We start from the raw sequence: 13,892 nt of genomic DNA on the forward strand, positions 1-13,892 counted from the left end.
CGCTTATTCTTTCGTCTGCTCTTTAAAACGGAGTAAGTCAGAATAGATTAAATCATCGTTCATCTGTAATATCTTTTCCGCTTCCTCTGTGATCGGACCACATAGTGACGTGTCTTCTACAACTTCACCAGATGTAGCATTATAACATGTCGATTGTGTCCAGACATATTCATCCGTCACGACCGTACCATCACGGAAGATTGCACGACTGTTTCGGTTTTCTGAGAATAAATCATTCCCGAAACCGATTGTGTCCGACGTATCGATTCCAAGTAAATGCAAGATTGTCGGTTTCATGTCAACATGACTTCCGATTGTTTCATGCACTTCACCATTCTTCTGATCCGGTAAATGAATAGCGAATGGTACTTGTTGTAATTTCGCAACATCGAAAGGTGTTAATTCTTCTTTTCCAAGCAACTCTGCCATTGCACTATTGTGGTTTGTTGAGATTCCATAATGATCACCATAGACGACAAAAATCGTGTCATCCCACATATCGTTCTCTTTTAATTGTTCAATAAAGAGACCGAGTGCATAATCTTGGTACGCAAGTGCTTGCGGGAAATTATTCAATGTTGTCGAACTTGTTTCAAACTTTGGAACGAGCTCATAGTCTTCACTTGGCATCGTATATGGGAAGTGGTTCGTTAATGTGATGAACTTCGCATAATACGGCTCTGGTAGTTCTTGGAGCATTGGAATAGATTGCTCGAAGAAACTATCATCCAAAAGACCCCATTCTGTCATATTTTCTGGATTCCCAAGGTCATAACTCTTCTCATCAAAGAACTGATCGACCCCGACGTTTTTATACATTTGATCACGGTTCCAGAACGATTTATTGTTCGCGTGGAACACAGCTGAATAATAATTATCTTCTTTGATCATCTCAGAAAGTGCTTGGTATTCATTATCGGCATTTGTAAAGTATACGGCACCACGTGGAAGACCGTATAGCGAGTTATCGAGTGCAAACTCAGCGTCCGAAGTCTTCCCTTGACCAACTGTGTGGTAATAGTTCGGCCAGTAGTGAGACTCCTCAATCAGTTTGTTTAAGTTTGGGGTGATATACTCTCCGTTTGGCGCCTTCATGTTATGTGTGAAGTTCTGTGCCGATTCGAACGAAACGACAATGACATTCTTCCCTTTATACTTACCGAACAAATCTGGATTCGGTGCAGCATAATTTTGACGTGTGAACTGTTCAATCGTCGCAAGCTCTGATTCATCAGCCATCGCTTTTTGAGCCGATGTTTTCGTTTGGAGCATCGCATCGTATACGTGGAAGTTGAAAGTACCGATGTTTTTCACGAGTAGTTCACGGTCAAATGAACGAGTCAACAATTCAGGACGTTCTGTTTCTGCGAGCGAAAGGTTGAACAAGAATACTGACACAGCTACAACGAATGTGACGAGCGCACGTCGGTGTGAGGCAGTGTTCTCTTTCATGTTCATCCGCCATAAGATGAATGGTAAGACGAACACATCACCAAGAACGATTAAATCTTTCCATTCAAGAAGTGAAGTGAACGAAGTCGATAACGTTTCCATGTTCGACGGTTGCATAATGACAGGCATCGTCAAGTAGTCCGTGAATTCCCGATAATACACGGCATCTGCAAACAAGATAAACGATGCAATTGCGTAAAGCGTGTAAAGCACCCATTTTTGTTTGTTCCCTTTAAAAAAGAAGTGGAAGGCAAACAAGAATAGTGTCGAACTGATTGGGCTAATCAGTAAGATAAAAGCTTGTGCAGTGTTTTCGATCGGAATGTTGAAGAAAAATTGATAGACGATATACGTCTTCGTCCAAAGCAATAACGTAAAAATCCAAAATAGACGATATTCTTGAAACGAAGCGCGGACCGTGTCGTTCAGTCTCGTTGATAGCTTCGAGAAGCGTTGAGATGAATTCATCTGACGGTCTCCTCCTCTTTTCAGTTTTCGGCATGGGTTTATTTAGCCATTATTTTTTATATTTGTTTACATATTGTACAATTCGGATTGAATAGTACAGATCCAGTATCAAGTTCAAATCTTACTCCTTTTTTAATAAAAAATCAACTGTGGCGTTACAAATTTTACAATTTACCATACCCTTTTCCATAATAAAACACGCCTGCAAAGTGCAGACGTGCTCGTGTTATACGCGTGTTGGAAGGAAGTGTTTCCGTGCTAGCCAAGCACATCCGATCACACCGGCATCATTTTCAAGTTCTGCAATTTTAAACGACGTCGACTCGTATACGCGTTCGAGCGCGAAACGTTTGAATTGAGCATCAAGTGGTTCGAGTAACGCGTGACCCGCTTTAGAAACGCCACCACCGATGACAATCATTTTCGGGTTGAGTGTGTTTGCGATATTTGAGATGGTCAATCCGAGATATTCGGTCATCTCATCGATTACTTCTGTCGCAATCGAGTCACCGGCTTTATATGCCTCAAACACGTCACGCGCTGTTACGTCTTTCAATTCATTCAACGTGGTGTCTTGATTTTTTCGCTTCTGTAGGGCTAAACGTGAAATACCGGTCGCAGAGGCAATCGTTTCAATACATCCAAGACGACCACAACCACACTTAACAGCCTTATTTTCATCTCGCTCCACTGTAATATGTCCGATTTCTCCAGCCATGCCCGCTGTTCCGTGAACAATATTTCCATTTGTGATTACGCCACCACCGACACCCGTTCCGAGCGTGATTGCCAATAGTTCAGATGCACCTTCACCGGCACCTTTCCACATTTCACCGAGGGCTGCTGCGTTTGCATCGTTTTCGAGAACAGCCGGAAGTCCAACCGCTTGTTCGAACTCACTGACAAGGGCGAAATCTTTCCACCCGATGTTCGGCGAGTATTCGACAACTCCTTCCGAGAAGTTAATGAATCCAGGCGCTCCAATCCCCGCACCCGCGAAATCCTCTTTTTTCTTCCCGGATGTCTCAAGATATGTTTCAAAAGACGTTGCGATGTCCTTTGGAATATGTACACCATTCTCCCGAATATCCGTTTTGACTTCCCACTTATCAGAAATGATGCCGTTCATGTCTAAAACAGCCATCTTCACCGTTGTACCACCGATGTCGATACCTAATAACCATTTCATACCGTTCACTCCTCATCTCAACTAAATCGCTTTCATTGACTAGTGTACACTATTATCCCCTTAGTGCAACCCTTTGCACTAAGGGGATTTCTGTCAATCTATTGAATTTTTCAATTCGTGAGTCAAAATGATTTTGGCCGTATCATAAACGCGTTGTTCGATGATGCCCCCTTCATACATTTCGTCTAGTTCCATCATCATGAGTGAGATTTCAGCATCCCGCTCCCCAATATAAATAATGGTCCCGAACGATTTTAAAAACTGTTGGACATCATAAAAATTTTTCATGCTTCTTCCTCCATCGTTGTCAATACATAACGATACAACAAATCACGTGTCGCTTCCATTGATGACGTGTGTGTCCGTTCATAACTATGACTTGATTCGATCCCCGGGCCAATCAATGCATGTTTCACATCATAGCCTGCACGAATAGCAGCGGACGCATCTGAGCCGTAGTACGGATAAATATCTACTTTATAAGCGATTTCATGTTTTTTACAGAGAGACGTAAATGTTCTTCGAAGTTCGATATCGTATGGTCCCGAAGAGTCTTTGGCACAAATCGAGACAGTATACTCATCTGAATGTTGTCCATCCCCAAGCGCACCCATATCAACGGCAATGTATTCTACGACGTCTTCCGGGATGCCCGCGTTGCCTCCAAACCCGACTTCTTCATAATTGGAAATCAAGAAGTGTACGGTGTGCGGTAAGTCATAACGGACCAGGTCTTTTGCGAGATCCAATAAAATGGCGACAGATGCTTTATCATCCAAATGGCGTGATTTCACGTATCCTGAAGACGTCACCTTGAAGCGGGGGTCAAACGAGACAAAGTCACCCACTTCGACTCCGAGTGCTGTCACGTCTTCCCGCGAATGCACCTTTTCATCCAATCGAACTTCAATATTCGAAGCAGAACGTTCAGCTGAGTTCGTGTCCTTATAAACATGTACACTCGACTGATGGATGAGGATCGTTCCCTCAATCGCATCGCCTTCTTCTCGATGAATGAGACAATTCTCACCTTCAATCGCTGTCCAAGCGTATCCTCCAACTTGCGTCAAACGCAAGCGTCCACTCGGCAAGATATCTTTAACCATCGCACCTAACGTATCAACGTGCGCCGTCAAGAGCCGCGCCTCTTTTGAACGCCCAGGAAATGTTGCAAGTAATGCCCCTTTATGTAGCCGAGACGTGCTGACATTGAGTGCTTGTAATTCTCGCTCTGCGAATCGAATGGCCTCTTCCGTCATCCCAGACGGACTCGGAATGTTTACTAATGTTTTTAGTGTATCAATCATTGAAATCTCTCCTCACCAAGATCCGTACCCGTATAGTAGACCAAATAAAATGATCGTGAGCACGGAAAATATAATTCGTTGTGCGCGATTATCTTCATCTGGTAATCCTACGACTCCAGAGACGACAAATCCACCAACTAGTCCACCAGCGTGCGCAAAATGATCCAAACTTGCCCCTAAAACAAACGCTAGTCCCACATTTAATCCTAACATAATAAAGAGCGGAGGTCCGAGCGTCTTCATAAAGAGAGAACGATCTCGTAGTCCAAAATAAAGTAAAGCACCGACAAGCCCAAATAACGCACCCGAGGCACCCGCAGAAATTGATTCACTGAATGCATATGATGCTGTCGTCGCCAAAACCCCACCAATCACATAGATAATCAGGAACCGAATCGAACCATACATTCGTTCGACGAGTGGACCGAGTGACCAAAGGGCAAACATATTGATCGAAAAGTGGAACCATCCGATATGCAGAAACATCGGTGTGATCAAGCGCCACCATTCTCCCTGCTCAATGAGTGGATTCACTTTTGCACCGAATGCGATCAACGTATTCGGGTCAAGAGTTGAGCCGACAGATTCAGCTAACCACATGACTAAAAATGTGATAAACATTAGACCGTATACTACTTGCGGTTTACCAAATGAGAACCGCTTTTTTAACTCAGACTTTTTTTCGCGGTCAAGGGAGACAGCAAGCATTCGAAACCGTTCTTCTTCCATAGTGGGCGTGCAGATAGATCGAGATATTGTTACTTTTGCCGGGATTGGAAATGTTAGTGAATCAATCCTCTCCTCATCTACGAGACGTTCGCCATACAAATGAATCGTCAATCGCTTCCGTCCGATCCGAGATAGGCGAAATGCGTTTAGGATAGCATGAATATCGGTCCCGACATGATTTGCCCATGCTTTTTCGGACTGAATGTACAGATCATAGCTATCTCCCGCTTTCGTGTCGAACAAAATGACCGCGCGTGAAGGCTCTAATATCCCTTCAATTCGCCCGCCGCTTTCAACCGCCCGATAGATATCTTCCCAAAAACAAGTCGTAGCCAATGGAACTCCCTCCTCTCTCAAGTATTCTCTCCATTCTATTGTAAATCACTGAGCACCTCACGACAAAATCGGGACTTGTTCTGGATGCACAAATACCCGTAACCAGATGGTTACGGGTCATCACTATATAGAGGTTACAAGACAGGTTCCATTGTTTTCATGAGCACGTTCGCAGAGTGTTGCATTTTTTGATGCTCTTCTTCTGACAATTCGATCTCAACGACTTCCCGCACTCCTTGACGATTGATGATGGCTGGTACACCGATATGGATATCATGTAGGCCATATTCCCCGTCGAGATGAGCACCGACTGTCAACAATGTGTTTTCGTTACGAAGGACGGCTTTGACCAAACGAAGTAATCCGAGACCAATCGCGTAGTATGTCGCACCTTTACGCTCAATGATATGATATGCCGCGTCACGAACGTTCACATAAATATCTTCGAGATCTTGCCAGTTATATTCGTCATGCTCTTCAAGCAATTGCTCGACCGATTTTCCGTAAATCCGGGCGTTGCTCCAAGCAGCGAATTCTGTATCTCCATGTTCGCCCATGATGTATGCGTGGCAGTTGCGCGGATCTACATTAAAGTAGTCACCAAGCATATAACGTAAGCGAGATGTATCTAGTACTGTACCTGAACCAAAGACTCGATGTTTCGGAAGACCCGAATATTTCCATGCGAGATGTGTCATGATGTCAACCGGGTTTGAGGCAATAATAATGATTCCATCAAAACCAGAGTCCATAATCTCTGAAATCATAGATTTCATAATCTTCGCATTTTTTTCGACGAGGTCAAGACGTGTTTCGCCTGGACGTTGTGGCGCACCGGCAGTGATGACGACAATATCAGCTACTCCACAATCCGTGTAATCCCCTGCCCAGACACGCATTGGTGATGAAGCAAATGAGACGCCATGGTTCAAGTCCATCGCTTCCCCTTCTGCTTTTGCTTTATTGATATCAATAATGACGAGTTCTTCACATAGACTTGCTGTTGTTAATTGATAAGCGAAGCTCGCACCTACCGCACCTGCACCCACGAGTGCGACACGTGTTACTTTAGCATGATTTAATGTTTCCATATTGATTCTCCACCCTTCGAACAATCTGTTTCATGTTTTTGTTATCTCTGTTACATCATGATTGTAACATCATTCACAAACCCTAACTACAATAGAAACCGTTTTCACTTTGGCGATATTGTGACAATATTCACATTCAAATGGAACATCTTCATTTCCTGTACTACCCTCATCCGAGCACAAAAAAACAAATCAAAGTCGCTCCGAATATAGAGATGAAATTGACCGCATCGTTACCGAGCAGGCGCCATCCAGACACGTATGTCGTCGAGACCTGGTGATGAACTTTTTTTTCAGTCAATTTGCCACAGACAGTACAACGAAACTTGCGTTGCAGAGTCGCTCCAAGTAACGTGTCGATGACGCTACCGCTTAGCCCGATCCCCCATAACATAAGGAGCAGTGCCACATCCATTTGGACAAATAAGATAGAAGAGATCACGATTACGAAAGCCCCTATAATCGACATGAATGTGCCGAATGTGGAAACTGCACCGCTTGTCCCCGGTTCGACTCGCTTAAACGTGAACATGAATCGCGGCTTATTTTTTGAGAGCACACCAAACTCCGACCCCCACGTATCGCTTGTCGCCGCGGCAATAGACACAATGTACATATAAACGTAGACAAAATTTTCTGTGAGCAGATACCCGAGTGCACAAAGAATACCGACTCCACCGTTGGCCAATACCTGTATGGCGTCGCGAGCGCCTGTTTTTTCGACGATATCATCCACTCCTTCTTTATCGCGTGAACGATATTTCGAGGCGAGCGAGGAGGTCGAGAAAAACACACCTAGCAAATATAGCCCAAACCACCCAAACGATAGTCCAATCAACGTCCCTGTCAGCACTGTCAAGATGGCTCCTAAAAACGTTAATGACTGCAACCGATAACCGAGATAGGCGACGATACAAGTTACAACAAATATGGCGAACATTGGATCATCTCCTTTTCTGTCACGATCCATTCAACAGGCAGATCATGTGGTTCAGTCGGCACATGACTTACAAGCTGATTCGTGTAAGCCAAAGCAATTGTTGTTCCTTTATATGTTTTTAGAAAACGGTCATAATATCCTCCACCCCAGCCAATTCGATATCCCGCCCGATCAAATACCCTTCCTGGCACAACACAGAGGTCGATTGGCCTCGTCGTCGGTAGAGTCGTCGGCTCTAAAATATTCATGACTCCCGCCTCGAGATCATCGACCGAATGAATGATGTGAAATGTAAGTCCTTGCCTCGTTACTTTCGGGACACAAACCGTTTTTCCTGCTTCAAATGCCTCGTGAATGATTGGAGAAGTATCAATTTCAAGCGGAAGTGAAGATGTCACTGCGATTGTCTGACTTTCTTTCCATATATAGGATGAAAACAGTCGTTGGTGTATCGCTCGATCGACGAGTTGCCGATTCGTCATTTGCTTGATGGATTGATGCACGATGCGTCTTAATGTTGCTTTTTCTTCCACAACTCGTCCCTCCTTATAAAAAAAGCCGCCACATATGTGACGGCCGGTCTCTCATTATTTCACTTCGCGGTAAAGCGTGTGACGACGGAGACGTGGGTTGTATTTGCGCAACTCGAGGCGCTCAGGGTTGTTACGTTTGTTTTTCTTCGTGATGTACGTGCGATCGCCTGTTTCTGTGCAAGCTAATGTAATTTTAACGCGCATTTCTTTCACTCCCATCTCAATGATGTTGTATCAAGTGCTTTTGCTTTACAGTCTAAGCATACTCAATTATCCTACCAAGTTTCTTTTGAAAAAGCAAGGTTATTTCACGTTCTTTTTCATTGGTTTCTGTCCATACGGAGAAGATTCAAGAGGCAGGCAAGTATTGACATTCTCACTCACCTTGTACCATTGCTTCAAGTCATGGATTGAAATCTCTTCACCGACATAAACGCACTCCGCTTCAGGGAACACACTGTTCTCAATGCGATGAATCGCATCGAATAAACCACCATGCCCGTGTGGATTGCGTGTCGCTTCGAAGGACAACATAGTTGAGTATAACGGAAGCGAAAGGGATTGCGCAAGTTCTCTTGCCGCAGGAATCGTCATCCAATCAAAGTGATGAACCACTTTGAAAGAGATCCGTTTCGCCAATTCATGAACTAGTTTGACATACGCAATATTTTGCGTGGCCACCTGATTCATGACATGTTCTAAAAATGTACTAGTCGGGCTCACTCGATACACATGTATGTTCCCATGCCGCTCATACGCTGGTAACTCATCGTGGTATGGTGTCAACACGTAGACGATTTCACCTTCGTTCGCTCTCGCTTCGACCTCATCAACGACCCGCTTTCCAAGTCCTCCGACGATATGACCGTGATATTCGGGAGTAAGCAGCAGGATTGCCGGCTTCTCTTGTTCACGCTCTGTCGTCACGTAATAATCATGGGGTGACAAGAATGAGTCGATGTCGATATCACCGTCTTGAAGGAACGGGTAGGCCGCGAAGTGTTCATTTAGCAATTGATCCGAGAGCTCATCCTGATAGAGCGCCGTTTCAAGTTCGGCAAACAGTCGTGTATGTTCTCGGAAGCGTTCAGCAGCGTACTGTGCCGTCGTTTGTCCATCTAAAATAAATGCCCAGTCACTCGACACAGCCAACACATAATGGCGAATCAATTGTTTCAATGCACGATTTGTTAAATCAGATTTTCCGCGATAATCAGCCACATCTTTTACGAGTTGCATCTCCATCATATGAAGGTGGCGAAGCATCCATTCATTTCGTTCATTGATCCACACTTCACCGTATCCTTTGCGCCCCCACGTATTCATCGAGACGTGAACCGTCTGTAAATCTTTGAAGTGACGTTCGAGGAACATCGCCGGTGTGATGGTCTCAATCCCAAATTCCACAAGGCGCTCTGCCACTTTCCCTAGAAATTCCGGTCCTTCGAACCACCAATGACCGAACAACTCCGCATCGAACGGTGCTGTCACTAAAAATGGTGGGAACGTTTGAGCACCATGGGCTTCAAGATGTGATTCGAGTGTTTTCGCAAAATCCATCGCATGATTCTCAATTTGATGTTCCGCCCAGTCGCGGACATAAAAATCTTTTTGATCCGTGTCGCCCGTGATTCGATGCATTTTTAATCCCGTATCAAACCGAATACCTTCAGGGTGCATGAATGATTGAATATAGTCCCAATCTCGATCATAGGCCAAATCACGATAAAATTCACGATAGTCCGGATGACCCGGGTATCCAATCATCGAACTCCAAATTTTGCCCGAGATGATTTGATCTCGTGGGAACAATGCGACCCCATGCGGAGAATAAACAGGCGCGCCAATCCCTTTGTCAGGAGTCGGATCAGCCTCTAATAAGGCATGCTCATCGACGAACGTGTACCGCACCCCTTCTTCATATAGAATCCGGTCTACTCCTGGTGTATAGGCACACTCCGGCAACCAAATACCTGTAGGGCGGAACCCATAATGACGTTCGAAACAATTAAGGCCAGTCCGGATTTCTGCTCGGGCAGCCTGCTCCGTAAACAGATGCGGGTTGAATCCATGAGTCGCTGTACACGTGACCATATCAATATAGCCCGCCTCACGATATGTACGGAACGCCTCATTCAAGTTTTTATTCCAATGAAGGAACGTGTTTTTCAAGTCTTGATAACGTTGTCTATAAAACTGAAGCGTTGCCGTCTCTGCATCCGTTCTTCCTTCTGAGAGCTCTAAAGCAATCAAATCAAGCATTTCATCCAAATGCTCGGCGTAGCGGTCTTGAATGAGTGGGTCAGCAAGCATTTCTACCACAGGCGGTGAAATACTAACTGTCCAATGTAACGGACGCTTCAATCGATCGACTTGCCAAAGGATTGGGATATAAGTCTCTGATATGGCCTCGTACACCCATCTTTCCTCTAAACGGTGTTTTTCTTCATGCCTAACGTACGGTAAATGAGCATGAAGGACGAGTGAAAAGTATCCTGGTTTCATGTATAGAGTCCTCCTTAACGTACGAAACGGTATGCCGCATATTTTGGTAATGTATCCAATAACTCTGGAGAATCAACTTCTCCGTATTGCCAACGCCTTACTGGTTCTGCGAATCGTCCAACACCGGCTGGTTCTGCCCGTGGCGTATCAAGCGGTGTCGATGCCGCAATCGGTAAAAACTCCCCTTCCATCGTGCGGATTCCAAATTCGAACACATATGTCGTATTTGGATCGAGAGGACGAACGAACCAACTATTCGTCATCTCAGGGAGGTCAAACGTGTAGGACCGGTTCGTGTGCCCGCTAGCGTAATCAAGCAACGTCACATCTAATATACGGAACGCTTTCGGCAATTCTTCCCATCGTCTCATGAACTGAAGCTCTAACGTTTTTTTCACCAAATCAGATACTTCCCAGCACACATATACTGAGTTCGGAGACTGGACGACCGCATGTAAAAAGTCTACATTATATCGGTCTGGTAACTGCCAGTATCCTTCAGGACCTTTCTCAAGGAGTGGTGAAGCCTTCACATCAACCGATTCTTTCGCTGATGCTACTTGTTTGTGTGATGCCGTTACGGACGTCTTTTCTTTTTTCTTGTCGCTTTTTTGTTTCACAGGGATAACGTCCTCCGATTCTTGGTGCTGATTTCTCCATTTTCGCCATGCGTATTGGACTTTGCCAATGGGGACGTCTAGTTCTGCCGCAATCTGTTTTAACGTAAAACCTTGTTGTTTCAAGGATACGATTTTCTCTTCCATCTCTGTTAGGCTCCCTTCATGTAAAAATCCATGTAGACTATTATTCGCTTTTTGGATTGCTTTTCCTGCCCAAAAAAATAAAGAACAACAGTCTTGTTGTTCTTTACCACTAATCTTATTGGTTCAAATCATAATGTTTCCCTTTTTCAAGGAAAATCAAATGCTCTCCGAAGTTTGTCACATGATCGCCCATGCGTTCGAGGTATCGAGCGATGTTCGAGAATTCATACACATCATTCGTACCGACCGTCATAGCCGGAAGAGAACCGATGTATTGTTTGATCACCGTCAAATTGATTTCGTCAATCACACGGTCCATTTCATTGAGTTCACGAACACGACTCACTTCACCCTTCCGATATGCACGAGTCGCAAGTTCAAGCATGTCGATCAACTGTTCAGCCATCTGCTTAAGCGGTTGGATGTCATGAACATACGGAACATGCTCGATTCGTGTCACTGCTTTAGCAATATTCGTCGCATAATCCGCAATTCGCTCCAAATCAGTGGCTGACTTCATCGTTACAATTAGACGGCGTAAGTCAGTTGCAACTGGTTGTTGCTTTGCAATCAATAGAATCGCTTCGTCGTTGATTGCTAACTCTAAATCGTCTAGCTCGTTATCATTGTCGATTACGGTTTTTGCCAATTCAAGATCATGTTTTTCTAACACTTCGATTGCCGTTGCCGTTTGGCGCATCGTCAAGTTCGCCAAATGAACTACTTTATCTTCTAACTCTGTTAACTTTATATCAAAAAATGTACGATTTTGTGCCATCAATCTAGTCTCCTCCTTAACCGAAACGGCCAGAAATATAGTCTTCCGTCCGTTTGTCAGATGGATTCGAGAAAATCTTATCTGTTATATCGAACTCGACAACTTCTCCATTCAAGAAGAATGCCGTTTTATCTGAAACACGGGCAGCTTGTTGCATGTTATGCGTCACGATAATGATGGAATATTGCTCTTTTAACTCCTGAACTAACTCTTCTACTTTTAACGTAGAGATCGGATCAAGGGCTGACGTTGGCTCGTCCATCAAAATAACGTCAGGCTCAATCGCCAACGTACGAGCAATACAGAGACGTTGCTGTTGTCCACCAGAAAGACCGTACGCATTCTCGTTCAAACGGTCTTTTACTTCATCCCAAATGGCAGCACCGCGAAGCGAACGTTCGACAATTTCATCTAGCACTTTCTTATTTTTAATTCCGTGCGTACGGGGACCATATGCCACGTTGTCATAAACGGATTTTGGGAACGGGTTCGGTTGTTGAAACACCATCCCGACAGATGTACGCAAATCTTCCACTCTGTAGCCGCGGTCAAAAATGTTTTTCCCGTGATACAGAATCTCACCATTTGTTCGAACCGACGGGACGAGCTCGACCATACGGTTCAACGTTTTAATGAATGTCGATTTCCCACATCCAGACGGTCCGATGATTGCCGTAACTTCATTCTGTTTAATGTCGAGGTTGACGTCAATCAATGCTTGGTCTTCTCCGTACCACAAGTTCAAATTGTTGACGACATAAGCGCTATCTTTTTTCATCTCAGTCATTGTCGGTTCTGTCGTAGTTGTGTTCACGTTTTGATCTCCTTTATTGAGCTCTTGTTGTTTCATCATCTCGAGCTTCCTCCTCATTCATCTGCAAAAACGACTCAATGTCGATTCGTATATTTGTTTCGGATATAAATTGCAACCGAGTTCATCGCAATGAGCATTGTCATCAGTACGATGATTCCAGCTGCGGCCAAGTTTTGGAATTCCGCTTGCGGTCGGCTCGTCCAGTTATAAATCTGAATCGGTAACGCTGTGAAGTCAGAGAAAATGCCACTAGGTGTTGTTGAAATAAACGTGGCAGCACCGACCATGATCAATGGTGCCGTCTCACCAATCGCACGAGATACAGCTAGGATAATCCCTGTAATGATTCCTGGTAGCGCCGATGGTAAGACGACATTGAACGTCGTCTGCCATTTTGATGCTCCAAGTGCTAAAGAAGCGTGGCGTAACTCCATTTTGACTGATCGAAGCGCTTCCTGTGATGCCACGATGACGATTGGCAAACTCATGAGACCTAGGGTAAGGGCACCAGCGATAACAGAGTTACCCAATTCCATGACGCGGACGAAAATCGTCAAACCGAGCAATCCGAAGACGATCGAAGGTACACCAGCCAGATTCGAGATGTTGACTTCAATAAATGAAGTCATACGATTTTTTGGTGCGTACTCTTCGAGGTAGATGGCTGCACCGACACCGATAACGAACACCATCGGTACGATGAGAAGCATCAACCATAATGAGCCAATCAATGCGGGGTATAGCCCAGCCTGTTCGGGACGACGTGACGGGAAGTTACGTAAGAAGTCGAGGTCGACCCACCCCGCCCCTTTCGAAACGATGTCATAAATCAAAGTCGACAGAACGACTAACGCAAAGACGAGCCCTGCCAAAAAGATATACTTAAATATTTCATTCAGTTGTAAACGACGCTTGATTCGCTCAGACACCGTTTCACGATTCATCAGGTTTTTTTTATTCTTGAACTCACTATTCGGTAAAGCCAT

The 13,892-nt window shown here is 44.6% G+C and carries 14 protein-coding genes; all 14 read right to left on the reverse strand.

Features of this window, described 5'->3' with window-relative positions:
• Positions 1-3 precede the first annotated feature (3 nt).
• The 14 genes from KNO95_RS05250 to pstA all read right to left on the reverse strand — a co-directional run bounded on the left by KNO95_RS05250 (position 4) and on the right by pstA (position 13,892).
• Positions 4-1,920, reverse strand: coding sequence for an LTA synthase family protein (locus tag KNO95_RS05250; protein ID WP_214878427.1), 1,917 nt, complete (start codon positions 1,918-1,920; stop codon positions 4-6).
• Positions 1,921-2,146: 226 nt separating this feature from the next.
• Positions 2,147-3,109, reverse strand: coding sequence for an ROK family glucokinase (locus KNO95_RS05255; RefSeq protein WP_026825715.1), 963 nt, complete (start codon positions 3,107-3,109; stop codon positions 2,147-2,149).
• A gap of 93 nt (positions 3,110-3,202) precedes the next feature.
• Positions 3,203-3,397: a YqgQ family protein gene (locus KNO95_RS05260; RefSeq protein ID WP_026825714.1), complete on the reverse strand. Its 195-nt coding sequence runs from the start codon at positions 3,395-3,397 to the stop codon at positions 3,203-3,205.
• Positions 3,394-4,416: a M42 family metallopeptidase gene (locus KNO95_RS05265; RefSeq protein ID WP_214699000.1), complete on the reverse strand. Its 1,023-nt coding sequence runs from the start codon at positions 4,414-4,416 to the stop codon at positions 3,394-3,396. Before KNO95_RS05265 ends, KNO95_RS05260 begins: the two co-directional genes overlap by 4 nt.
• 12 nt (positions 4,417-4,428) lie before the next feature.
• Complete coding sequence (locus KNO95_RS05270) at positions 4,429-5,481, reverse strand: rhomboid family intramembrane serine protease (RefSeq protein ID WP_214699002.1); 1,053 nt, start codon at positions 5,479-5,481, stop codon at positions 4,429-4,431.
• Between the two features lie 134 nt (positions 5,482-5,615).
• The gene (locus tag KNO95_RS05275; protein WP_026825711.1) at positions 5,616-6,572 is read right to left on the reverse strand and encodes an L-lactate dehydrogenase; all 957 of its coding nucleotides are present in this window, start codon (positions 6,570-6,572) and stop codon (positions 5,616-5,618) included.
• Between the two features lie 169 nt (positions 6,573-6,741).
• Entirely contained in the window at positions 6,742-7,512 is a 771-nt protein-coding gene (locus KNO95_RS05280; protein WP_026825710.1) for a DUF92 domain-containing protein, read from the reverse strand.
• Entirely contained in the window at positions 7,491-8,045 is a 555-nt protein-coding gene (locus KNO95_RS05285) for a 5-formyltetrahydrofolate cyclo-ligase (RefSeq protein ID WP_026825709.1), read from the reverse strand. The genes KNO95_RS05280 and KNO95_RS05285 overlap by 22 nt, the downstream gene beginning before the upstream one ends.
• A 54-nt stretch (positions 8,046-8,099) precedes the next feature.
• The gene (gene rpmG / locus KNO95_RS05290) at positions 8,100-8,264 is read right to left on the reverse strand and encodes a 50S ribosomal protein L33 (protein ID WP_255313299.1); all 165 of its coding nucleotides are present in this window, start codon (positions 8,262-8,264) and stop codon (positions 8,100-8,102) included.
• An 84-nt stretch (positions 8,265-8,348) separates the two neighbouring features.
• Positions 8,349-10,550, reverse strand: coding sequence for a 1,4-alpha-glucan branching protein domain-containing protein (locus KNO95_RS05295; protein WP_214701851.1), 2,202 nt, complete (start codon positions 10,548-10,550; stop codon positions 8,349-8,351).
• A gap of 14 nt (positions 10,551-10,564) precedes the next feature.
• The gene (locus KNO95_RS05300; protein ID WP_026825707.1) at positions 10,565-11,314 is read right to left on the reverse strand and encodes a DUF4912 domain-containing protein; all 750 of its coding nucleotides are present in this window, start codon (positions 11,312-11,314) and stop codon (positions 10,565-10,567) included.
• A gap of 115 nt (positions 11,315-11,429) precedes the next feature.
• Positions 11,430-12,092 carry a phosphate signaling complex protein PhoU gene (gene phoU / locus KNO95_RS05305; protein WP_034770988.1) on the reverse strand — a complete coding sequence of 221 codons (663 nt, stop codon included), beginning with the start codon at positions 12,090-12,092 and terminating at the stop codon, positions 11,430-11,432.
• A 16-nt stretch (positions 12,093-12,108) separates the two neighbouring features.
• Positions 12,109-12,879 carry a phosphate ABC transporter ATP-binding protein PstB gene (pstB, locus tag KNO95_RS05310; RefSeq protein ID WP_235181876.1) on the reverse strand — a complete coding sequence of 257 codons (771 nt, stop codon included), beginning with the start codon at positions 12,877-12,879 and terminating at the stop codon, positions 12,109-12,111.
• 101 nt (positions 12,880-12,980) lie between these two features.
• A complete protein-coding gene (gene pstA / locus KNO95_RS05315; RefSeq protein WP_214878429.1) occupies positions 12,981-13,892 on the reverse strand; it encodes a phosphate ABC transporter permease PstA in 912 nt (303 codons plus the stop codon).

This window comes from Exiguobacterium sp. ERU653, assembly GCF_018617775.1.
GTDB classification, from domain to species: Bacteria; Bacillota; Bacilli; order Exiguobacteriales; family Exiguobacteriaceae; genus Exiguobacterium; species Exiguobacterium marinum.